Source organism: Cellulomonas pasadenensis (assembly GCF_047229365.1).
Taxonomy (GTDB): domain Bacteria; phylum Actinomycetota; class Actinomycetes; order Actinomycetales; family Cellulomonadaceae; genus Cellulomonas.
Genome location: NZ_JBFTEP010000063.1, coordinates 1 through 21290, shown reverse-complemented (window position 1 = coordinate 21290; position 21290 = coordinate 1). Strand labels below are relative to the sequence as shown.

Annotated in this window: 21 protein-coding genes and 1 tRNA gene; 12 read left to right on the top strand and 10 right to left on the bottom strand. The window is 75.6% G+C overall.

Annotated elements, in window-relative coordinates; all coding sequences use genetic code 11:
• The coding region (locus AB6N23_RS10505) for a carboxypeptidase-like regulatory domain-containing protein (protein WP_489672002.1) at positions 1–1710 on the top strand (1710 nt) is incomplete at its 5' end.
• An 82-nt stretch (positions 1711–1792) separates the two neighbouring features.
• Here the strand turns inward: AB6N23_RS10505 and AB6N23_RS10500 are convergent.
• Positions 1793–2425, bottom strand: coding sequence for an FMN-dependent NADH-azoreductase (locus AB6N23_RS10500; RefSeq protein ID WP_412866018.1), 633 nt, complete (start codon positions 2423–2425; stop codon positions 1793–1795).
• Between the two features lie 100 nt (positions 2426–2525).
• Here AB6N23_RS10500 and AB6N23_RS10495 point away from each other — a divergent pair, with 100 nt between their 5' ends.
• Positions 2526–3041 carry a MarR family winged helix-turn-helix transcriptional regulator gene (locus AB6N23_RS10495; protein WP_412866017.1) on the top strand — a complete coding sequence of 172 codons (516 nt, stop codon included), beginning with the start codon at positions 2526–2528 and terminating at the stop codon, positions 3039–3041.
• Between the two features lie 61 nt (positions 3042–3102).
• Here AB6N23_RS10495 and AB6N23_RS10490 read toward each other — a convergent pair whose 3' ends face one another.
• A complete protein-coding gene (locus AB6N23_RS10490) occupies positions 3103–3459 on the bottom strand; it encodes a hypothetical protein (protein WP_412866016.1) in 357 nt (118 codons plus the stop codon).
• 101 nt (positions 3460–3560) lie between these two features.
• On the opposite strand from AB6N23_RS10490, the gene AB6N23_RS10485 reads away from it, so the two are divergent.
• From AB6N23_RS10485 to AB6N23_RS10455, 7 genes are all read left to right on the top strand, one after another.
• Positions 3561–3650, top strand: a tRNA-Ser gene (locus AB6N23_RS10485).
• A 54-nt stretch (positions 3651–3704) separates the two neighbouring features.
• Positions 3705–5129 (top strand): NAD(P)/FAD-dependent oxidoreductase, encoded by a 1425-nt coding sequence (locus AB6N23_RS10480; RefSeq protein WP_412866015.1) that lies wholly within the window; start codon positions 3705–3707, stop codon positions 5127–5129.
• A 139-nt stretch (positions 5130–5268) separates the two neighbouring features.
• On the top strand, positions 5269–5736 hold the full coding sequence (locus tag AB6N23_RS10475) for an ASCH domain-containing protein (protein ID WP_412866019.1): 468 nt from the start codon (positions 5269–5271) through the stop codon (positions 5734–5736).
• A gap of 139 nt (positions 5737–5875) precedes the next feature.
• The gene (locus AB6N23_RS10470; RefSeq protein WP_412866014.1) at positions 5876–6982 is read left to right on the top strand and encodes a right-handed parallel beta-helix repeat-containing protein; all 1107 of its coding nucleotides are present in this window, start codon (positions 5876–5878) and stop codon (positions 6980–6982) included.
• 389 nt (positions 6983–7371) lie between these two features.
• A complete protein-coding gene (locus AB6N23_RS10465) occupies positions 7372–8205 on the top strand; it encodes a right-handed parallel beta-helix repeat-containing protein (RefSeq protein WP_412866013.1) in 834 nt (277 codons plus the stop codon).
• 116 nt (positions 8206–8321) lie between these two features.
• Positions 8322–9440, top strand: a complete 1119-nt coding sequence (locus AB6N23_RS10460; protein ID WP_412866012.1) for a right-handed parallel beta-helix repeat-containing protein — start codon at positions 8322–8324, stop codon at positions 9438–9440.
• 25 nt (positions 9441–9465) lie between these two features.
• The gene (locus AB6N23_RS10455) at positions 9466–10434 is read left to right on the top strand and encodes an alpha/beta hydrolase (protein WP_412866011.1); all 969 of its coding nucleotides are present in this window, start codon (positions 9466–9468) and stop codon (positions 10432–10434) included.
• 22 nt (positions 10435–10456) lie between these two features.
• Here AB6N23_RS10455 and AB6N23_RS10450 read toward each other — a convergent pair whose 3' ends face one another.
• The 8 genes from AB6N23_RS10450 to AB6N23_RS10415 all read right to left on the bottom strand — a co-directional run bounded on the left by AB6N23_RS10450 (position 10457) and on the right by AB6N23_RS10415 (position 18364).
• Positions 10457–10900 (bottom strand): iron chaperone, encoded by a 444-nt coding sequence (locus tag AB6N23_RS10450; protein ID WP_412866010.1) that lies wholly within the window; start codon positions 10898–10900, stop codon positions 10457–10459.
• A 94-nt stretch (positions 10901–10994) separates the two neighbouring features.
• Positions 10995–11945 carry a phosphotransferase family protein gene (locus tag AB6N23_RS10445; protein ID WP_412866009.1) on the bottom strand — a complete coding sequence of 317 codons (951 nt, stop codon included), beginning with the start codon at positions 11943–11945 and terminating at the stop codon, positions 10995–10997.
• Between the two features lie 5 nt (positions 11946–11950).
• Positions 11951–13099, bottom strand: a complete 1149-nt coding sequence (locus AB6N23_RS10440; protein ID WP_412866008.1) for a glutathione-independent formaldehyde dehydrogenase — start codon at positions 13097–13099, stop codon at positions 11951–11953.
• A 192-nt stretch (positions 13100–13291) separates the two neighbouring features.
• Positions 13292–14677 carry a zinc metallochaperone AztD gene (gene aztD, locus AB6N23_RS10435; RefSeq protein WP_412866007.1) on the bottom strand — a complete coding sequence of 462 codons (1386 nt, stop codon included), beginning with the start codon at positions 14675–14677 and terminating at the stop codon, positions 13292–13294.
• Between the two features lie 112 nt (positions 14678–14789).
• Positions 14790–15629 carry a MetQ/NlpA family ABC transporter substrate-binding protein gene (locus AB6N23_RS10430; RefSeq protein ID WP_412866006.1) on the bottom strand — a complete coding sequence of 280 codons (840 nt, stop codon included), beginning with the start codon at positions 15627–15629 and terminating at the stop codon, positions 14790–14792.
• An 80-nt stretch (positions 15630–15709) separates the two neighbouring features.
• Positions 15710–16390, bottom strand: a complete 681-nt coding sequence (locus AB6N23_RS10425; protein WP_412866005.1) for a methionine ABC transporter permease — start codon at positions 16388–16390, stop codon at positions 15710–15712.
• A complete protein-coding gene (locus tag AB6N23_RS10420; RefSeq protein ID WP_412866004.1) occupies positions 16390–17397 on the bottom strand; it encodes a methionine ABC transporter ATP-binding protein in 1008 nt (335 codons plus the stop codon). The genes AB6N23_RS10425 and AB6N23_RS10420 overlap by 1 nt, the downstream gene beginning before the upstream one ends.
• A gap of 295 nt (positions 17398–17692) precedes the next feature.
• Positions 17693–18364 (bottom strand): YqeB family protein, encoded by a 672-nt coding sequence (locus AB6N23_RS10415; RefSeq protein ID WP_412866003.1) that lies wholly within the window; start codon positions 18362–18364, stop codon positions 17693–17695.
• 75 nt (positions 18365–18439) lie between these two features.
• Here AB6N23_RS10415 and AB6N23_RS10410 point away from each other — a divergent pair, with 75 nt between their 5' ends.
• The 3 genes from AB6N23_RS10410 (at position 18440) to AB6N23_RS10400 (ending at position 21093) form a co-directional block, all read left to right on the top strand.
• The gene (locus AB6N23_RS10410) at positions 18440–19369 is read left to right on the top strand and encodes an Fpg/Nei family DNA glycosylase (RefSeq protein WP_412866002.1); all 930 of its coding nucleotides are present in this window, start codon (positions 18440–18442) and stop codon (positions 19367–19369) included.
• Positions 19370–19449: 80 nt separating this feature from the next.
• A complete protein-coding gene (locus tag AB6N23_RS10405) occupies positions 19450–20097 on the top strand; it encodes a DUF1684 domain-containing protein (protein ID WP_412866001.1) in 648 nt (215 codons plus the stop codon).
• 51 nt (positions 20098–20148) lie between these two features.
• Complete coding sequence (locus AB6N23_RS10400) at positions 20149–21093, top strand: LLM class F420-dependent oxidoreductase (RefSeq protein ID WP_412866000.1); 945 nt, start codon at positions 20149–20151, stop codon at positions 21091–21093.
• Positions 21094–21290: the final 197 nt, after the last annotated feature.

The following is a 21290-nucleotide window of genomic DNA, read 5'->3' as shown; positions in this document are numbered from 1 at the left end:
CGCAGGGACCGGAGCTCGGCGGCGACCGCGGCCCTCGCCGGCCGCGTGACCGACAGCACCGGTGCGCCGCTGTCCGGCGTCCTGGTGTACCTGGGCGACGCCGCCCCGGGCGACCCGGCGCCGGAGACGGCCGCGGACGGCACCTGGCGTGCCGGCGGCCTCGCGGCCGGCAGCTACGAGGTGCGGTTCGCGCTCCTCGGCGAGGACCAGCCGTACGAGGTGTACTGGAACGGCGCGACGTACGGCTCCGCGCGGCGGACGCACCAGACCGTGACGGTCGCCGACGGCGAGGTGCGCACGGGCGTCGACGTGACCTTCGTCGACAACTCCGTGAGCGGTGTCGTGACCGCCGGGGGTGCCCCCGTGCCGGGCGCCACGGTGGAGCTCTACGGGTCGATCGCCGACGACGCGCCCGTGCGTGTGGTGCCGACCGCCGCCGACGGGACGTGGACGGCGCACTGGCTCGCGCCCGGCGGCTACGTCGTGCGCGTGGTCCCGCCGACCGGCTCGGGACTCGCGCCCGCCTGGTGGCAGCGCGTCGGGAACTCCTACGGCTCGGTGTACTTCGTCGCGGGCAACCCGGCCGCGGCCCGCACCGGCGTCGACGTCGACCTGGCCGCCGGGTCGAGCGTGACCGGGCGCGTCGTCGACGCTGCCGGTGCGCCGGTCCGCACGCAGGTCGCCCTGTGGGGCCGCGCCCCCGGCGGGTGGCAGCGCGCCGTCGCCCGGGCCACCACCGGTGCCGACGGCACGTACGTCTTCTCCGAGGTCGAGGCCGACTCCTACACGGTGGGTCTCGCGGTGCCGGAGCCGTCCTTCGTCGTGCCCGCCTTCCTCGGGGGTGCGCGCGAGGCGCGGAACGCGCAGTGGACCGTGGTGGGCGTCGACGCCGACGTCACCGTGGGCGACCTGGTGCAGCGCGAGGGCGGCGTCGTCGGCGGCCGGATCGTCAGCGGCGGTGACCTCGGCGACGACTGGCAGAACGTCGGGGTCCGGGTCGACCTCGTCGCGGCGGACGGCAGCGTCGTGACGTCGGCCTTCGCCCCGGACGGTGGCGACCTCGACTTCGTCACGAGCGCCGTGCCGGCGGGCACCTACCGCGTCCGGGCGACCGTGGACCACGGCTCGTTCTGGTGGGCCGGGGGCAACAGCCTCGCCACCGCGCGCGCCGTCGAGGTGCGCACCGGTGTCCGGGTCGACGACGTGGAGCTCCGGCTCGACGTCGCGTTCCTGCAGGCTCCCCCTGCGCCCGCGGTCGACTCGCTGACGGACGCCGACCGCGGCTCCCTCGGCGCCGTCGCACCGGTCCGTCCCGGCGGTACGGTCACGCTCACGGGCCTCACCCCGGGGTCCGACGTCTACGTGTGGCTCGGGTCGACGCCCGTCGGCCCCGGATACCAGCAGGTGGCCGCGGACGGCACGGTGCGCGTGACGATCCCGGCGACGACCGCGCCCGGCGCGTACCGGCTGGTCGTCTCGTCCGCCGGCGGCGTCGTCCTCGGCTGGACGGAGCTCACGGTGGTGGGCGACGCGGCCGCTCCGGGCGCAGCTGCCGCCGGTGGGCCCGGCGCCGCTGCCGCGGCTCCCCGCGGTGGTGCGCTGGCCGTGACGGGCCTGGAGCTCGCCACGGGTGCGGGCCTCGCGCTGGCGGGCATCGCGGCCGGCGTCGTGCTCGTGGTCCTGCGTCGCCGCGGCCGGACGGCCGGGTGACGGCGACCGCCGGATGAGGTCCACCTGCCGACGGCCGGTCCCTGCGAGGGCCGGCCGTCGGCGCGTGGTCGACGGAGGACCGTCAGCGTGCGGCGAGCGCCCGGCCGGCGGCGACGGCGGCGGCCTCCGCCTCCTTCTTCATCAGCGCGGCGGGCTCGGCGAGCGCGTCCATGGCGGGGTTCACGCCGACGAGGGTGAGCTCGCGCTCGACCACCGTGAGGTCGGCCTGCCAGACGTCGCCGATGATGCGGCGCAGGTAGCCGATGGCGTGGTCCCAGCCCTCCTTGGGGGTGCCCGGGGCGTAGCTGCCGCCGCGGGTCACGACGAGCACGACCGGCGTGCCCGCGAGGTACGGGTCGCCGACGGTGCCGCCCGCGATCGCCAGGTCGATCCAGGTCTTGACGTGCTGCGAGACGCCCCAGTTGTAGAGCGGCAGGGCGAGCACGGCCGCGTCGGCGGCACGCAGCTCGTCGGCGACCTCGACCGCGAGCGCGGCGGCGGCGGCCTGCTCGGGCGTGCGCTGCTCGACGGGCGTCCAGCCGGCGCCGACCGCGGTGGCCCAGGCGTCGGCGGGCAGCGGGTCCTCGCCGAGGTGCCGGTGGACGACCGCCTCGCCCGGCCGCGCGGCGAGGAGCTCGGCGGTGACGATGTCGGCGAGCGCGGCGCTCGCCGAGCGGTCGCCCTGGATGGTGGCGTCGATGCGCAGCACGGTCATGGTGCCTCCTGGGGTGTCTCGCGGCGGACGTCGCGATGTTGAATGCTCAACAGACAGTAGGGGCCGCGGCTTGAATGTTCAACACCCGTAGACTTCCGGCATGACGGAGCGGGCAGACGAGGACGTCCCCTGGCTCGTGGGCGCCCAGCTGGAGGACTGGAAGGCCGTGATGGCCCTCGTCACCGTCCTGCCGGCGGCGATGGACGCCCAGCTCAAGCGCGACGCCGGGGTCAACCTGTACGAGTACCAGGTGCTCGCGGCGCTCTCCGAGCGGCCGCACGGCGAGATCCCGATGAGCGACCTCGCCCGGCTGTCCGGCGGCTCCCCGTCCCGGCTCTCGCACGCCGTGTCGCGGCTGGAGGACCTCGGCTGGGTCACGCGCGGGTCGTGCACCGAGGCCGGCAAGCGGACGAGCGCACGGCTCACCCCGTCGGGGCGCGAGAAGCTGCGTGCCACCGCCCCCGGGCACGTGCGCGAGGTGCGCCGCCTGGTCGTCGACGCGCTCGGGCCCGAGGGCTTCGCCGCCCTCGCACGTGCCGGCCGGGTCGTGACGCAGGTCGCCGCGCCCGACGTCGCGGCGGTCCTCGCCGCGCCGGTGCCGACGGCGCGCGGCTAGCGGGCGGCGGCCGGTCCGGCGAGTCCCGGCCGGGCGAGCCGCGATCCGACGACGAGCGGGCTCAGGACTCGTCCGCGTCCCAGTCGGTCAGCGCGACGGAGCCCGCGAGCAGGGCCGTCGTCGCGAGCCACAGCGTCCGGGCCCTCGGCTCCTTCGCGATGCCCGTGAGCAGCGGCAGCGCCACGTACAGCGGGTCGGAGAGCAGGTCGGCGGTGCGGTGCGCCTTGAGGGACAGCACCGGCTTGAGCGCGAGCGGCGTGCGCGTCAGCGCGTTCACCACCGTCGCGACCATGCCGAAGGCCCCGAAGAACACCTTGGCCCGGGTGCTCATGCCGAGCACGTGCGGCACGGTCAGGAGGGTGCCGGCGACCCCGTAGTCGAGCGCGGCGTGGACCGTGGGGGAGATGGGCTTCGTCATGCACCGAGGCTAGGAACGCCGGCCGGTGCGCGCCGTCCGAGGCGCGGAAGTCGGGCGCGGGCGTGTGGGAGACTGCCGCGCACCGGCGCTCGCGCCGGTCGGGAGGGCTGGCTGAGCGGCCGAAAGCGACGGTCTTGAAAACCGTTGGTGCGGTGACCCCGTACTCAAGGGTTCGAATCCCTTGCCCTCCGCTGGTCCGACGGGCGCGGGTTCCCAGGCCGGGGCTCGGACGCCATCATGAGGCGATGACGTCGCACGGGGGCACGGGCAGCGGGCGGACGCCGGGCGACGTCGTCGTCGTCGGCGGGAGCCTCGCCGGGCTGCTGGCCGCCGCGGCGCTGGCCGGCCCGGGGCGGACCGTGACCGTGGTGGAGCGGGACGCCGTCGCCGACGCCCCTGCACCGCGTCCCGGGGTGCCGCAGGGGCGCCAGCCGCACGCGCTGCTGTACCGGTCGCTGGTGGCGGTCGAGGAGCTGCTGCCGGGGTTCGGCGACGACCTGCGGGCCGCCGGCGGCGTGCCGGTCGACACGGGTGCGCTCGCGTGGCTCGGTGAGCTGGGCTGGTCGCCCCGCGCGGAGCAGTTCCCGGTCCTGTCGGCGTCGCGGCCGCTCATCGACCACGTCGTCCGCACCCGCGTCCGCCGGCTGCCGGGGGTGCGGACGGTCGACGGCGCACGCGTGACGGGGCTGCGCCGCGAGGACGACGGCGCGGGCGCGCCGCGGTGGTCGGTCGCGCTCGAGGGGCGGGACGCGCTGCCCGCCGACCTCGTCGTCGACGCGTCGGGGCGCGCGTCGCGGCTGCCCGTGTGGCTCGACGCGCTGGGCGTCCCCGCGGCCGCGGTCGAGCAGGTCGACGCCCGCATCGGGTACGCGACGCGCACCCTGCGGCTGCCCGTCGACGCCGTCGGCCCCGCCGGCGTCGTGATCGCGCAGCTGCCCGACCAGCCCGGTGGCATCGCGCTGCCGGTGGAGGACGGGCGGTGGCTCGTCACGGCCGCCGGCGCGGGCGACCGGCGGCCGCCGCGCGACCCCGACGCGTGGCGCGCCTACCTCGGCGCGCTGCGCGACCCGGCGCTCGCCGAGCTCGTCGACGCGGGCGAGCTCGAGGGCGACGTCGTCGTCCACCGGCAGACGGCGAACGTGCGTCACCGGTACGACCGGGTGCCGGACTGGCCCGGCGGGCTCGTCGTCGTGGGCGACGCGCTGTGCGCGTTCGACCCGGTGTACGGGCAGGGAGTCGCGGTGGCCGCGCTCGAGGCCCTGGCGCTGCGGGACGCGGCCCGGCGGGACGACCTGACGACGCCGCGCGGCGCCCGGCGGTTCCTGCGGCGGGCGGTCCGCGTCGGGGCGCTGCCGTGGGCGATCGCCACGGGGGAGGACCTGCGGCTGCCCACGTCGGAGGGGCGCGTCCCGCGGACGACGGCGCTCGCGGGCGTGTGGACGGGACAGCTCGCCCGGCTCGGGACGCACGGCGACACCGTCGCCCACACCGCGCTCGCCCGCGTCTACCACCTCATGGCGTCGCCGCTGAGCGTGTACCGGCCGTCGCTCGTGGCGCGCGTGCTGCGTGCGCGGCTGCGCGGGTACGGCCCGCCGGTGCCGCGGCCGCAGGTCGTGCGCAACGCAGTGCGCGGGGACGCGGACGTGTCGCCGCCGGTGCCGCGCCCGTAGGCTCCCGCGCGTGGAGGACGACGTGACCGCGCAGGCGGACCGGGCCGACGACGTGACCGGCGGCGGGGGTGCGGGTGCGCCCACGGCCACGCCGGTCGGGACCGACCTCGGCCCGCTCGACCACGCGGCCGCCGCCGCGATGTGGGACCGCTACGCCGCCGTCCACCCCGCCGCCGCCCGCGACGGGTACGTCGTCGACCGGTTCGGCGACTCCGCGGCCCTGTCGGACGCGCTGCTCGCCGTCGTCCTCGACGGCCGCAAGCGCGCGACCGCCGAGCTCGTCACCGAGTTCGCCGCGCGCGACGAGCCCCTGCCGCGCATCGGGTCGCACTGGGTCGCGTGCGACGGCGCCGGCCACCCGCGCGCGATCCTGCGCAGCACCGAGCTGCGGGTCGCGACGTTCGACGAGGTCGACGAGCGGTTCGCGTACGACGAGGGGGAGGACGACCGGACGCTGACCTCGTGGCGCCGGGAGCACCGCCGGTACTGGGAGCGGACGTGCGCGCGGCGCGGGGCGGTCTGGCGCGAGGACGACGAGATCGTGCTCGAGCGGTTCGCGGTCGTGTGGCCGCCGCAGGTCGCGGACGGGGCCCGCCCGCGGGGGTGAGCCGGCGCCCGGGCTGGTGGTCCGCGGCCGTCGGGGTGAATCCCGACGTTCACCCGGCCGTGCCGTATCCGGACGAACCGGACGGTCGTACGTTCGCGGGGAGCTCGCCCACCGGGGTGCGGGCACACCGGGGGGCACCATGAACGTGTCGTCGTCCGTCGCGGTCACCGCGCTCGTCGTCGGAGCCTCGCTCCTGTCCGCACCCGCCGCAGCGGCTCCGCCACCCGCCCTCGCCTGCGGTGACCGGGTCGAGGGCACGGTGGTGCTGACCCGGGACCTGGTGTGCGCCACCGGCCCGGGGCTGGTCCTCACGCACGGCGCGACGCTCGACCTCGGCGGGCACACGCTCCGCGGGTCCGGCTCCGGGACTGCCCTGCTGCTCACGGCGCCGGACGCGTGGCCCCCGGAGCCGGTCACGGTCGAGAACGGCGTGGTCCGTGACTGGGAGCTCGGGCTCGAGACGTACGACTCGGCGGCGACCGTGCGCGCCGTGACGTTCGACCGGATCGAGCGGGACGCCGTCTCGGGCCTGGCCAGTGCTCTCACCGTCGACGCCGTGACCGTGCGTCGCAGCGGCGCGGGCGTCGACTTCTCCTACAACGGCACCGGCACCGTCACCAGGTCCCGCTTCGTCGACACCGGGCTGGCGGTGTACCTCGGCCAGTACAGCCAGGTGGAGGTCAGCGACACCACGATCGAGCGCACGACCATCGGCGTGGCGTGCAGCGAGGGATTCGTGCTGGTCACCCGGTCCCGACTGGTGCAGAACACCACGGCGGTGCTCTTCGACTGGTGCACGAACAGCCGGCTGCACGACAGCGAGCTGGCCCGGAACGGGACGGCGCTCGCGACGCGCACACCCGCCCCGTACGTCACGGGCGAGTGGGAGGGCGCACAGGTGTTCCGCAACCGGTTCGACCGCAACGAGGTCGCGGTCGACCTCCGCGAGAACGCGCACCTGCAGGACAACCGGTTCACGCGCAACGGCACCGCGTTCCGCGCCCTGACCGCCGGCAACGACTTCCCGATCAGCCTGTTCGCCCTGGAGCGCAACACCTTCGACCGCAACGGCGACGCCGTCGACGTCGACACGAGGATCCGGATGCAGGACAACGTCGCGACGCGGAACACGGGCTGGGGCATCCACACCCCCGCCGCGGAGGACCTCGGCGGCAACGTGGCGTGGGGCAACGGTCGTGAGCCGCAGTGCACCGGCGTGGTCTGCACGGGACGTCCGCGGTCGTGACCGCGCCGGGGTGAACCTGACGTTCACCCGGCGGCGCGGATCCGGACGAACCGGGCGCGACGTACGTTCGCCAGGAGCCCGCCCGACGGGGTGCGGGCACACCGGGGGTCACCATGAACGTGTCGTCGTCCGTCCTCGCCACCGCGCTCGTCGTCGGGTCGTGCGTCCTCGCCGCACCCGCCGTCGCGGCACCGCCAGCCGCCATCGCGTGCGGGGACACTGTTCGGGGAGCTGTCGTCCTCGCGCGTGACCTCCGCTGTGCGACGGCACCGGGGCTCGTTCTCGCTCGCGGTGCCACTCTGGACCTTGGCGGGCACACGCTCCAGGGCCCCGGCGCGGGGACGGCGCTGCCGATCGAGTGGCAGGAGCCCGGAGCGGAGTCGTCGCCCGTGACGGTGGTGAACGGCACGGTGCGCGGATGGGGTGCAGGGCTTCACGTCGAGAACGGTCGCGGTGCCGTGCGGGACGTGACGTTCGACCGCATCGCGGGCATCGGCATCGCGGTCATCGAGAGTGACATGACGATCGAGGACACGACCGTCCGCCGCTCGGACGTCGGGTTGACCCTCTTCGCCTACGGCTCGACAACCGTGGCGCGCTCACGCTTCATCGACAACGCCACGGCCGTGACTGCCGCATACAGCAGCGTCGTCACGGTGGAGGACTCGACCCTCGAGGGCAACGCGACAGCCGTCGAGTGCAGTGACGCGATGGCGTACGTCGCCCGATCGCGACTAGCGAGAAACACGACCGCTGTCTCGTTCTTCTGGTGTGAGGGAAGCGGCATCCAGGGCAGCGAGCTGGTCCGCAACGGGACGGCGATGCGCACGGAACCCGCCAACCCCTCATCCGGCTCGCAGCGAGAGGGGGATCAGATCTTCGGGAATCGGTTCGACCGCAACGACGTGGCGCTCGACCTGGGCGTCAACGCCCATCTGCAGGACAACGTCTTCACGAGGAACGGCACTGCCTTCCGTGCCCTGACCGCGGGCGGCTTGCTCGAGGTAGGCCTGTTCGCGCTGGAGCGCAACACCTTCAACCGCAACGGCGACGCAGTGGACGTGGACACGAAGATCCGGATGCGGGACAACGTCGCGACGCGGAACACGGGCTGGGGTATCCACACGCCCGCGGCGGAGGACCTCGGTGGCAACGTCGCGTGGGGCAACGGGCGCGAGCCGCAATGCGTGGGTGTGGTGTGCACGGGACGTCCGCGGTCCTGACCGCGCCGGGGTGAAACCCGACGTTCACCCGCACCACCCGTACCGTGACGAAACGGGCGGTCGTAGGTTCGCCGTGAGCCCGCCCAGGGGGGTGCGGGCAGACCGGGGGGTCCACCATGAACGTGTCGTCGTCCGTCGTCGCCACCGCGCTCCTCGTCGGGTCGTGCGTCCTCGCCGCACCCGCCGCTGCGGCACCGCCACCGGCCGCGCCGGCGCTCGCCTGCGGCGACACGGTCACCGGGGCCGTCCTCCTCGACCGCGACCTCGTCTGCACGACCGCGCCGGGGCTGGTCCTGACGCGGGGTGCCACGGTCGACCTCGGCGGCCACACGGTCCGCGGCCCCGGCGAGGGGACGGGCCTGCTCATCGACTGGCCGGACGGGGAGTCGGGGACGGACCCGGTGACGGTCGTGAACGGCACGGTGCGGGACTGGGGCACGGGGATCGAGGTGCAGGAGGCCACGCTGACCCTCCGCGGCATGACGTTCGACCGCGCCGCCTACACGGCCGTCTCCGGCTTCCGCAGCGACGTCACCCTCGAGGACAGCACGATCCGCCGCACCGGCTACGGGGTGAACGTCTACTACTACGGCTCGCTCACGGTGGCGCGGTCCCGCTTCGTCGACAACGGCACAGGGCTCGCTGGCGGCTTCAACACCGGGATGACGGTGACGGACTCGACGTTCGAGCGGAACACGACGGGCGCCGAGTGCAGCGAGTCGTACGCGCAGGTGATCCGCACGCGGGTCGTGCGGAACACCACGGGGGTGTCGTTCGACTGGTGCCTGGGCAGCCGGCTGCACGACAGCGAGCTCGTCCGCAACGAGACGGCGTTCCGCACGCGGACCCCGGCCCCCTACGACGTCGGGGACTGGGAGGGCGACCAGGTGTTCCGCAACCGGTTCGACCGCAACGAGGTCGCGGTCGACCTCCGCGAGAACGCGCACCTGCAGGACAACCGGTTCACGCGCAACGGCACCGCGTTCCGCGCCCTGACCGCCGGCAACGACTTCCCGATCAGCCTGTTCGCCCTGGAGCGCAACACGTTCGACCGCAACGGCGACGCCGTCGACGTCGACACGAGGATCCGGATGCAGGACAACGTCGCGACGCGCAACACCGGCTGGGGCATCCACACCCCCGCCGCCGAGGACCTCGGCGGCAACGTGGCGTGGGGCAACGGTCGTGAGCCGCAGTGCACCGGCGTGGTCTGCGCGGGACGTCCGCGCTCCTGACGCCCGCGGGCGGCATCATGACGCGGTGACCGACGCCACCGACGCCGCCCGTGACACCCGCCCCGCCGAGCCGCTCATGTCCTTCGCGGACCTGCTCGCCATGCTCGAGCCCCTCGACGAGTTCCGCGGCGACGGCCTGTCGCCCGCCGAGGTCGTCGCGGCGTTCCCCGCGTGGGCGGCCGTCGACGTCGAGGACGTGACGGTGGACGGTCCGCACGGGCCCGTGCCCGCGCGCCTGTACCGACCGGGCGGCGCGGACGCGGCGCCCGTGCGGGCCGCGTGCGTGTGGGTGCACGGCGGCGCGTTCGTCATGGGGACGCTCGACATGGCGGAGTCGCACGCGGTCGGGCTCGCGCTCGCGCACCGCGGCGTCGCCGTGCTCGCCCTCGACTACCGCAAGGCGCTGCGCGGCGTGCGGCACCCCGTCCCGCTCGACGACGTCGCCGCCGGCTGGGCGTGGGCGCGGGCGCACGCCGACCGGCTCGGCGTGGCGGCCGACGACCTGCACCTGGGCGGCGCGTCGGCGGGCGGCGCCCTCGTCGCCGGGCTGACCCTGCGGCTGCGCGACCGGGGCGAGCCGCTGCCCCGCTCCCTCGTGCTCGCGTACACGGCCGTGCACCCGGGGCCGGTCGGCCCGCCGGAGGAGCTCGCCCGGATCCGCCGGGAGACCGGCGACGCCTTCGCCGACGACTTCATGGACGCGTGCTGCGCGAACTACGCCGGCGCGGCGGTCGGCGACCCGTACGCGTTCGCGGCCAACGGCGACGCGACCGGCCTGCCGCCGACCCTCGTGCTCACGTGCGAGCAGGACGTGCTGCGGTTCTCCGCGGAGGAGTGGGCCCGCGACGCGGCCGCGGCCGGCGTGGACGTCGTGCTCGAGGACCTGCCCGGTGCGCGCCACGGCGTCCTCGACCAGCCCACGACCGCCCACGGCCGCACCATGACCACGCGGATCGGGGACTGGCTGCTCGCCGACGCCGACGGCCGCGCCTGACGGGCGGCGCGCACGCCCTGGCTCAGCCGGCGACGCGTCGCACGAGCTCCGCGATCCGCTTCTCGTCGGCCGGCGTCACGTCGGTCAGGGCGAAGGCGGTCGGCCACATGGTGCCGTCCTCGAGCTCCGCGACGTCGTTGAAGCCGAGCGTCGCGTAGCGCGTGCCGAACTTGGCGGCCGCCTGGAAGAAGCAGACGACCTTGCCGTCCTTCGCGTACGCGGGCTGCCCGTACCAGGTGCGGGGCGTGAGCGACGGGGCGTGCTCGCGCACGATCGCGTGGACGCGCTCGGCGATCGCGCGGTCCGCCGGCGGCATCTCGGCGATCTTCTCGAGCAGGTCCTGCTCCGGGTCGGCCTTGGAGCCGCGCTTGCGGGACGTGCGCACCTCGGCGGCGCGCTCCTTCATCGCGGCGCGCTCCTCGGCGGTGAAGTTCCCCTCGTCGGTGCCCGTGGTCGTCCCGGCCATGTCGTCCTCCCGTGGTCTCGATGTGCTCGTCAGCCTAGGGAGCGCGGATGACCTGCGGCTTCTTCGTTCCTGACCACCTCGCCGCGGGTGCCGGTCAGGCGCGCACCACCGCGGCGACGAACGCGTCGAGGCTCGCGGCCGAGCGCTGCCACCCGGCGGGCCGGTCGTGCACCACCCACGCGCGCTCGCGGACGGCGTGCACGACCTCGTGCACGGCGAGCCGGTCCGCCGCGGACGGACCGGCGTCGCCGTAGCCGTCGAGCAGGGCGCGGACGTCGTCGTGCCGGTGTGTGCGCACGTGCCGGACGGTCTGCGCGAGGTCGGCGAGCGGGTCGTCCCACGCGGCGCGCTCCCAGTCGACGACGCCGGACGGGCGGTCGTGGGCGTCGACGAGGAGGTTGCCGCCCGTGAGGTCGCGGTGGCAGAGGACGGGGCCGGGGCACGCGGCGACCGCGTCGCGTGCGCCCACGACGAACGCGTCGACGTCGCGCGCGACGTCGTGGTCACCGCCGGTGCGCAGGTACTCGTCGAGCGTCGCGCCCGCCCGCTCGCGCAGGTGTGCCCACGGGTCGTCGTGCCACGGTCCGGCGACGAGCCCGCCGTACCGGTCGCCCCGCACGGCGTGGACCCGGCGGAGCGCGGCACCGACCGCCCGCCAGACCGCCTCCGACGTCGCGGCAGGGCGCGCGTCACGGCGGTCGGCCCACCGCACCCCGTCGAGCCGTGTCATGAGCAGGTGGTCGGCGTCGCCCGCGCGCCCGTGCGCGACGACGGCCGGCACGGGCAGGCCGGCCCCGCTCGCGCCGCCCGGGTCCGCACGCGCCGCGGCCACGAGCTCGAGTGCCACCCGTTCCGAGGCGGCCGCCCCGGCGGCGTCGGCGCGGTACAGCTTGAGGACGAGGCGCCGTCCGGTCCCGTCCCGCACGCCGACGACGTGCCCGACCGCACCCTGCACGGACGGCGCCCAGTCGTCGGCGACGAGCCCGGCGACGGCCGGCCGCAGCGCGTCGAGCGCCGCGGCGACCACCGCCGCCGGGACCGCCACGCCGGTCAGGGCCGGCCGTGCGGGTGCAGCAGCACCTTCGTCCAGCCGTCCTCGCGCGCGTCGAAGTGCGCGTAGGCGTCCGGCCCCTCGTCGAGGCCCAGGTGGTGCGAGACGATGAACGACGGGGTCGCCCGGCCGGCGACGATCAGGTCGCGCAGCTGCCGGTTGTAGCGCATGACCGGCGCCTGGCCCGTGCCGAGGTGCTGGCCCTTGGCGAAGAGCCGGCCGAACTGGAAGGGGATGCGTCCCTCCTGCGCCTGCTCGGTCGCGGCGCCCGGGTCCTCCGGCGCGTACACGCCGACGACGCCGATGCCGCCGGTGCTGCGCACCACCTGCACGAGGTTGTCGAGCACGAGCTCCGGGTGCTCCTCGCCGGTGGCGTCGTGCGCCTGGTAGCCGACGGCCTCGACGCCGCAGTCCGTCCCGCGTCCCTGCGTCGCGTCCAGGATCTGGTCGACGGGGCTGCCGGCGGACAGGTCGACGCCGACCGCCCCGACGGACTCGGCGAGCCGCAGCCGGTCGGGCTCCTTGTCGACGACGAACACGCGTGCGGCGCCGCGGATCAGCGCCGAGTGCGCGGCCATGAGGCCCACCGGGCCCGCGCCGAAGACCGCGACGTCGTCGCCGGGCTGCAGCCCTGCCAGCACGGTGCCGTGCCACCCGGTCGGGAAGATGTCGCTGAGCATCGTGAAGTCGTCCTCGTGCTCGGTGCCCTCCGGCAGCTCGAGCAGGTTCACGTCGGCGAACGGGACGCGCAGGTACTCGGCCTGCCCGCCGGGGTACGGGCCCATGTTCGCGTAGCCGTACGCGGCGCCGTCCATGCCCTCGGTCGGGTTGGTGCGCGTGCAGTACGACGTCCAGCCCTGCAGGCAGTTGCGGCACGTGCCGCAGGCGATGTTGAACGGCACGCTGACGCGGTCGCCGACCTTGACGCGCGTCACCGCGGGGCCGACCTCCTCGACGACGCCCATGTTCTCGTGGCCCAGCACGGTGCCGCCCTCGACGGCCGTGCGGCCCTCGTACATGTGCAGGTCGGAGCCGCAGATGTTCGTGGTGGTGAGGCGGATGACGGCGTCGGTCGGCTGCTCGACGCGGGCGTCCGGGACGTCCTGGACGGTGACCTTGCGAGGGCCTTCGTAGACGAGTGCGCGCACGGTTCCTCCTGGGGTGGCACGGGTTCGGTGCGGCGCGCCGGTGGGGCGCGCCCGGGCGGCACCGGGTGCCGCCCCTCCCTCCCACCCTGCGCCCGGGCTCCTGGACGCGCATCCGGGACGCCGGGACACGCACGACGGCCCCGCCCCCCGGTGCAGGCGGGGGACGGGGCCGTCGTGGTCGGTGCGGGCGCGTCAGCCCTCGGTGCCGTGCTCGTGCTCGTGGTCGTGCTCGGCGTGCTCCTCGGCGGTCTCGCCCGCGTGCTCGGCGTGCTCCTCCGCGGTCTCGCCGGCGTGCGCGGCGTGGTCGTGCTCCGCCACGCGGCCCGGGGCGGACGTGATCTCGTTCGGCGTGACGTCGAGGGTCACCTCGTTCCAGACCTCGCCGGTCTCGACGTCGACGGCGAGGACGCGGTCCGTCGACGGGTCGGTGACGTACGCGGTGCCGTCCAGCACGTGGATCGCGGGGCGCGCCTCCTGCCACTCCGTCGGCTCCTCCCACGCGTCGATGACGGGGATGGAGCGCGTGAGCGTGGCGGTCGCCGGGTCGATCACGTGGATCTGGCCGTCGGTGCCGAGCACCAGCGCCTCGCCGGCGTCGCCGCGGGCGAGCGAGCGGAACGTGTACGACGACGGCAGGTCGACGACCCGCAGCGTGCCGGCGGCGGTGTCGGTGATGGTCACGCGCGTGGGGCGCTCGAGCTCGGCGTCCTTGTCGGTCTTGTAGTCGCCGAGCACGTACGGGGACGCCTCGTGGCCGGCCTGGTTGCCGATGCGGCCGTACGCGTCGGGCGCCTGGACCTTGGTGACCGTCCGACCCTGCACGACGACGATGCCGTCCTGGCAGCCGACCGTGACGACGTCGCCGGCCGCGACCGCCTCGCCGTGCACGCCGGGGCACTGGTCGGTCGCGGCGATCTCGGTGCCGTCGGCGCCGAGCAGGCGGACGCTCGTGCGCTCGTCCTCGGTGCCGTCGGAGACGACCATCGTGTCGTCGGTGCGGACGACCGCGACGCCGTGGTGCGCGGACGGGGTGGTGTACTCGCGGACGACGGCGTCCTCGCCGTCGGCCACCGCGGCCGGGTCCACGACGGTGACCTCGCCCGTGCCGTCGGCGAACAGCGCGAGCGTGTCGCCGTGCACGACCGCGTGGCCGGGCTCGTCCGCCTCGAACACCGTGTCGGTGAGCACCGGCTGCGACGTCCAGTAGTGGTCGTGGTCGCCGTGCGGCTGCGCCCACGTGCCCGCGTCGAGGACCTGGAAGCCGCCCTCGGTCGACACCAGCACGTGCCGCCCGTCGCCGGCGGGGTTCACGCGCAGGAAGCCGTCCGCCTCGATGGTCTCGACCGTCTCGAGAGTGGTGGCGTCGAGGACGACGAGGCCGCCGTCGTAGGTGAGGACGAGGCGCGGGGTGACCGCGGCGGCCTCGGTCTTGGTGGCGGTGGGCTCCGCGGTGGCGGAGGGCGTCGTGGACGCGGCGGGCGCGGACGAGCCGCCGGCGCAGGCGCCGAGGAGCGCCAGCGGCAGGGCGAGCGCGGCCAGGCGGACGCCGGCGCGGCGGGAGAGGGCGGGAGTGCTCATGGCCGAGACCGTAACCGATACTGCGACGCGTGTGCAATAACGGTGGACGGAGGCGGACACGACGACGCCCGCCCCCGCAGGTGCGGGGACGGGCGTCACGGCCGTGCACGCGTCAGAACGCGGGCAGCACCTCACCGGCGGGCCAGCGCTCCTCGATGAAGGCGCGGACCTCGTCCGAGTGCAGCAGCTCGTCGAGCGTCACGATCGCCTCGTTCTCCTTGTCCTCCGAGCGGACGGCGAGGAAGTTGGCGTACGGGTTGTCCTCGCCGGACTCGAGGACGATCGCGTCCTCGGCCGGGTTGAGGTCCGCCTCGAGCGCGAAGTTGCCGTTGATGATCGCCGCGTCGACGTCGGCCAGCGACACCACGACCTGCTCGGGTGCCGTCTCGACGAACTCGAGGTTCTTGGTGTTCTCCTCGATGTCCAGCAGCGTCGCGTCGCCCTCGGTCTCCGCGAGCGTGATGAGCCCGGCCTCGACGAGCAGGTCGAGCGCGCGCGACTGGTTGCCCGGGTCGTTCGTGATGCCGATCGTGCCGCCGTCCGGGATGTCCTCGACCGACTCGACCGACTCCGAGTAGAGGCCGTAGGGCTCGATGTGCACGCCCTCGAAGTGGTCGAAGTCGAAGCCCTGCTCCTCGACCTGCGCCTCGAAGTACGGCAGGTGCTGGAAGTAGTTCGCGTCGAGCTCGCCCTCGGCCAGCGCCGTGTTCGGCAGCACGTAGTCCGTGAACTCGGTGATCTCCAGGTCGAGCCCGGCGTCGGCGGCCAGCTCGTCCTGGACGAACTGCAGGATCTCCGCGTGCGGGACCGGGCTCGCGCCCACGACCAGCGTGGTCGTCCCGCCGGCCTCGGTCGCGCCGCCCTCGGGCTCGCTCTCCCCGCCGCCCGCACAGCCCGCCATCACCAGGGCCGCTGCGGACAGGACGGCTGCGGTGCGGACGGTTCGCCTCATGGGGGTGGTTCCTCTCGGTGCACGCCCTCGGGTCGAGGACGGGGTCTGCGGGCCGGCCGCGCCGGCGGTGGGGTGCGCGCTCACCGGTGGTCGAGGCGGCGTGCGAGGGCGTCGCCGACGACCTGGACCACGGTGACCAGGACGACGATGACGACGACGGAGGTGTAGAGCACGACGGGATCGAAGCGCTGGAAGCCGTAGCTGATCGCGAGGAAGCCGAGGCCCCCCGCGCCGATCGCGCCGACCATGGCCGAGAACCCGATGAGCGAGATCACCGTGATGGTGAACGCGGAGACGATCGACGGCAGCGCCTCGCGGACCAGCACCTGCGAGACGACCTTCGCGGTCGTCGACCCCATGACGCGCGCGGCCTCGACCTTGCCGGCGGCGACGTCGCGCACGGCCGTCTCGACCAGGCGCGCGAAGAACGGGATCGTGCCGATGCTCAGCGGCACCACCGCCGCCTCCCAGCCGAGGCTGGTACCGACGATCGCGCGGGTCACGGGGATGAGCGCGACGGCCAGGATGATGAACGGCAGCGCGCGCAGCACGTTGACGACGACGCCGAGCACCGCGGACACCGGCCGGTTCGGCGTCAGCCCGTCCGGCGCGACGGACCGCAGCAGCAGCCCGAGCGGCAGCCCGAGGACGAGCACGACGAGCGCCGACAGCCCGACCATCTGCAGCGTCTCGAGCGTCGCCTCCGGGAGCATCTGCGTGACGACGCGGTTCGACGTGATCTCCGTCCACAGGTCGCCCATCAGGCCACCTCCTCCGTGCCGGCGGCCTCGCGGCCGGTGACCACCGGGTCCAGCCCGGCGTCGCGCAGCCGCGCCACGACGGCGTCCGTGCCCGAGCGGGGTGCGTCGATGAGCAGGCGCCCGACCCGGCGGCCGGCGAGCGGCTCGACCGTCGCCGACAGCACCTCGACGTCCTCGCCGAGCGCCGCGACCGCGGCGAACGCGTCGCGCGTGGCGACGTCGTCGGTGGCGTACGTGACCTCGACCAGGTCGCGCCGCGCCTCGGGCGGCAGGTCGGGCACGGGCACGAGCGCGCGGGACAGCGGGGAGCCGGTCGCGGTGACGACCTCGGTGAGCGGGCCGGACTGCACCACGCGGCCGTGCTCGAGCAGCGTCACCTCGTCGCACACCTCACGCACGACCGACGGCTCGTGCGTGATGACGACGACGGTGATGCCGAGGCGGTCGCGCAGGTCCCGCACGAGGCCGAGGATCTGGCGGGTCGTCTCGCCGTCGAGCGCGGACGTCGGCTCGTCGCACAGCAGGACCGCCGGCTCGGTGGCGAGCGCCCGCGCGATGCCCACGCGCTGCTTCTGCCCGCCGGACAGCTGGGCGGGGTACGCCCCCGCGCGGTGGCCGAGGCCGACGAGGTCGAGCAGCTCGGCGACCCGGTCGCGCCGCTGCTCGCGCGGCACGCCGGCGACCTCCAGCGGGAACGCGACGTTGGCCGCGATGGTCCGCGAGTCGAGCAGGTTGACGTGCTGGAACACCATGCCCATGCGCCGACGGGCCGTGCGCAGCTGCTTCTCCGAGAGGCCCGTGAGCGTCGTGCCGTCGACCGTGACGGTGCCGGACGTCGGCTGCTCGAGGCCGGTCAGGCAGCGGATGAGCGTCGACTTGCCGGCGCCGGAGCGGCCGACGATCCCGTGCACGACGCCGCGGCCGACCGACAGGTCGATGCCGTCGAGCGCGACGACCGGCCCGTCGGCGGACGGGTACACCTTGCGCAGGGCGGACAGCTCGATCACGGGGGACGGTTCCTTCGTCGGGCGCGCGGCTCGCGGCGGGCCGCAGGTCTCGCGGCCGGTGAGGGGTGGCGCCGGGGCGGCGCGGACTGCCGTCGGGGACGGCGGGGCGGGCGGGGGCCCGCGGGGTCAGCTCAGCGCCGACACATGACGCCGCGACACGTGCACGCCGCGGCGGGAGCCGGGCGCATGCAGGTCGGGTCGGGGCGTGCCATGCCGGTCATGGAAACACACCGTCCGGGCCTGGCATCCGCCGCGTCCCATCATCCGAGACGTTCGAGGGCGCGCCGCGTCTCGCTCAGCGGGCAGGTGCGGCGCGCACGTGCTGCTCGCCGCGCCGGTCACGCACCGCGACGCCGACGCCGGCGAGCGCGGCCGCGAGCTCGGCCGCTGCCGCGCGGTCCTTCCCGGCCAGGGCGGCGCGCCGCCGGGCGAGCAGGTCGTCAGCGCCCGCCGGGGTCCCGGGACGCCCCGCGACCCACGTCGCCCACGCGTCGGCGTGCGGGTCGCCGTCGTCGGACCACGGGTAGCCCGCCGCCCGGAGCGCCGCGGCGGCGCGCCGCACCAGCACGTCCGCGTCCGCGCGCACGACCTGCGCGCCGCCGGGGTCCAGCACGACCAGGTCGTCGCCGTCGCGGTGCACCGTGCCGACGTCCTCGCGCGGGACCCAGCGCGCGTGCCCCTCGGTCCGCACGACGAGCCCGTCCGGCTCCACCGTCAGCGTCAGGGACTCCTTGCGCCACTCCTCCCACACCCACAGCCCGAGCACGGCACCGAGCACCGCGGGCACGGCCGCCTCGACCCACCGCGGGGTGCGCAGCAGGAGGTCGACGAACCACGGCACGGGGGCGCCGACGCCGTCGGCCCACGTGACGACCGGCGCGAGCGCGAGCCCGAGGGCTGCGCCGAGCGCGGCGCCGCACGCGGCGAGCACCGCGGCGGACCTGGGGGTGAGCGCCACGGTCGTCATCGGGCGTCAGCGTCCCGGCTCCCGGACCCGCCGGTCAAGCGGCCCGCGCGGCGGGGCGCCCGTAGGGTGGCGGCCGTGCCCGAGGGTCATACCGTCCACCGCATCGCGCAGCAGCTCACGCTCGACCTCGTGGGTCGGCCGGTGGCCGTGTCGTCGCCGCAGGGCCGGTTCGCGGACGGCGCCGCGCGGCTCGACGGCCGGACCATGCTGGCCGCCACCGCCGTCGGCAAGCAGCTGTTCTGCCCGTTCGACTCCGGCGACGTGCTGCGCGTGCACCTCGGCCTGTACGGGGCCTGGGACCTGTACGGGCAGGTCAGCCCCCTCACCGACGGCGGGCCCGCACGCGGGAGCCTCGGCGCGCCGCGCGTCCGCCCCGCCACGCGGCTGCGCGTCAGCGAGGAGGAGTCGGTGCACGCGGCACCCGACGACGGGACGTGGCCGCCGCCGCCCGTCGGGCAGGTGCGGGTGCGGCTCGCGACGGACGCGTTCGTCGCCGACCTGCGCGGGCCGTCCGCGTGCGAGGTGCTGACGCCGGACGAGGCGGACGCCGTGCGCGCACGCCTCGGGCCGGACCCGGTGACCGCCGAGGACGTCGACGCCGCCGGCGACGAGGTCGTGCGGCGCGTCACCGGCCGCGGCGTGGCGGTGGGCCAGCTGCTCATGGACCAGTCCGTCGTCGCCGGCATCGGCAACGTCTACCGCGCGGAGCTGCTGTTCCGTGCGCGCCTCGACCCGTGGACGCCCGGCCGGCGCGTCCCGCCCGACACCGTCCGCGCGCTCTGGCGCGACTGGGCGCGCCTCCTCGCCGACGGCATCCGCGAGGGCGTCATGCTCACCCGCGAGGACCTCGACGCCGACGGCCGCGAGCTCGCGCGCCACGACCCGACCGTGCGGCACTGGGTGTACCGCCGCACCGGCCTGCCGTGCCGGGTGTGCGGGACGCCCGTGCTCATGGAGGAGATGGCGACGCGCAACCTCTACCGCTGCCCGGTCTGCCAGGTCTGACCGCCGCTCCCGGCCCGCCGGCGGCGGGACGCCGTGCGCCCGACGTGCCGGACGCGCGACCGTCGGCCAGGGTGGAGGACGTGCACGACGCCACCCCGCTCGCCGCCGCGCTGGAGGTCGCCGACTGGCGACGCCGCGTCGCGGAGACCTACGCGCAGGTGCGCACGCTCGCGCGCGACGACCCCGCCGGGGCGCACGCCGTGTGGGTGCAGCAGCGCGACGAGCTGTTCTGCGACCATCCCGCGTCGCCGCTCACGCCCGACGCGCGCGCCGACTTCGCCGGCCTCGACGTCGCGCCGTACGACCCGGCGTACCGGTTCGAGGTCGCGGTGGAGCCCGCCGCCGAGCAGCGGCTGGACGTCGCGACCGGCACCGACGGCGTCGTCGGGTACGCCCGCGTCGGCACGGTCGACCTGCCCGGGCTCGGCCGCGTGACGCTGTGGTCGCTGCGCGGGTACGGCGGCGGGCTGTTCCTGCCGCTGAAGGACGCGTCGGCGGGGCAGGACGGCGGCACGTACGGCGGCGGGCGGTACGTGCTGGACACCATCAAGGGCGCGGACCTCGGGTGCGACCGGGTCGGCCGGCTCGTCGTCGACCTCAACTTCGCCTACAACCCGTCGTGCGCGTACGACCACCGCTGGGCGTGCCCCCTCGCGACGCGCTCCAACACGGTCGACGTCGCGGTACCGGTCGGCGAGCGCGTCCCGCCGACGACCACCGCCGCCTGACCGCCCCGCGGCCACCGCCGTCCCGCCGGGGAGGCGTGCGAGGCTGGCGGCATGGACCTGCGCATCTTCACCGAGCCCCAGCAGGGTGCGACGTACGACGACGTCCTCGCCGTCGCCCGCGCCACCGAGGACCTGGGGTTCGACGCCTTCTTCCGCTCCGACCACTACCTGACGATGGGCGGTGACGGCCTGCCCGGCCCCACCGACGCGTGGACGACCCTCGCGGGGCTCGCGCGCGAGACGAGCCGCATCCGCCTCGGCACGCTCGTCTCGTCCGCCACGTTCCGGTACCCCGGCGTGCTCGCGATCCAGGTCGCCCAGGTCGACCAGATGTCCGGCGGGCGCGTCGAGCTGGGCCTCGGGGCCGGCTGGTACGCCGACGAGCACACGGCCTACGGCATCCCGTTCCCGGAGAAGCGGTTCGGCATCCTCACCGAGCAGCTCGAGATCGTGACGGGCCTGTGGGGGACCCCGGTCGGCGAGCGGTTCGAGCACCGCGGCGAGCACTACACGCTGCTGGACTCGCCGGCGCTGCCGAAGCCGGTGCAGGAGTCGCCCCTGCACCCCGGCAGCGCGGGCGTGCCGGTGATCGTCGGCGGCGGCGGCCCCCGGCGCACGCCGCGCCTCGCGGTCCGGTTCGCCGCCGAGTACAACCAGGCCTTCCCGGAGCTGGGCACCGTGCCGGGCCGCATCGCGCAGCTGCGCCGGGCGTGCGTCGAGGAGGGGCGCGACCCCGGCACGCTGGTGCAGTCGGTCGCGCTCGTGCTGTGCGTCGGCCGCGACGAGGCGGAGCTCGCGCGTCGCGCCGCCGCCATCGGCCGCGAGGTGCCGGAGCTGCGCGAGCACGGCGTCGCCGGCACGCCCGGCGAGGCGGTCGAGCGGCTGCGCACGCTCGCGGAGCAGGGCGTGCAGCGCGTCTACCTGCAGGTGCTCGACCTGCAGGACCTCGAGCACCTCGAGCTCGTGGCGCAGGAGGTCGCGCCGCACCTCGGCTGAGGCCGGACGGACGCACGAGCGGGGCGGGGACCGGGCGGTCCCCGCCCCGTCGTCGTCGGGACGGCGCGCTCGCGCTACCCGACGCGTCCGTCGACGACGGGAGCTCGCGGGGCCACCTGCTCGCCCGGCTCACCGTCCACGGCGCCCGACCCGGCCGGCGCCCCGGTCCGCAGCGCGTACGACGCCGCGGGGAACGT

Excerpts from the sequence above, each read along its gene's own strand:
- AB6N23_RS10500 (WP_412866018.1), bottom strand. The coding sequence starts at position 2,425 with ATGACCGTGCTGCGCATCGACGCCACCATCCAGGGCGACCGCTCGGCG.
- AB6N23_RS10495 (WP_412866017.1), top strand. The coding sequence starts at position 2,526 with ATGACGGAGCGGGCAGACGAGGACGTCCCCTGGCTCGTGGGCGCCCAG.
- AB6N23_RS10490 (WP_412866016.1), bottom strand. The coding sequence starts at position 3,459 with ATGACGAAGCCCATCTCCCCCACGGTCCACGCCGCGCTCGACTACGGG.
- AB6N23_RS10480 (WP_412866015.1), top strand. The coding sequence starts at position 3,705 with ATGACGTCGCACGGGGGCACGGGCAGCGGGCGGACGCCGGGCGACGTC.
- AB6N23_RS10475 (WP_412866019.1), top strand. The coding sequence starts at position 5,269 with ATGTGGGACCGCTACGCCGCCGTCCACCCCGCCGCCGCCCGCGACGGG.
- AB6N23_RS10470 (WP_412866014.1), top strand. The coding sequence starts at position 5,876 with ATGAACGTGTCGTCGTCCGTCGCGGTCACCGCGCTCGTCGTCGGAGCC.
- AB6N23_RS10460 (WP_412866012.1), top strand. The coding sequence starts at position 8,322 with ATGAACGTGTCGTCGTCCGTCGTCGCCACCGCGCTCCTCGTCGGGTCG.
- AB6N23_RS10450 (WP_412866010.1), bottom strand. The coding sequence starts at position 10,900 with ATGGCCGGGACGACCACGGGCACCGACGAGGGGAACTTCACCGCCGAG.
- aztD (WP_412866007.1), bottom strand. The coding sequence starts at position 14,677 with ATGAGCACTCCCGCCCTCTCCCGCCGCGCCGGCGTCCGCCTGGCCGCG.
- AB6N23_RS10430 (WP_412866006.1), bottom strand. The coding sequence starts at position 15,629 with ATGAGGCGAACCGTCCGCACCGCAGCCGTCCTGTCCGCAGCGGCCCTG.
- AB6N23_RS10425 (WP_412866005.1), bottom strand. The coding sequence starts at position 16,390 with ATGGGCGACCTGTGGACGGAGATCACGTCGAACCGCGTCGTCACGCAG.
- AB6N23_RS10415 (WP_412866003.1), bottom strand. The coding sequence starts at position 18,364 with ATGACGACCGTGGCGCTCACCCCCAGGTCCGCCGCGGTGCTCGCCGCG.
- AB6N23_RS10400 (WP_412866000.1), top strand. The coding sequence starts at position 20,149 with ATGGACCTGCGCATCTTCACCGAGCCCCAGCAGGGTGCGACGTACGAC.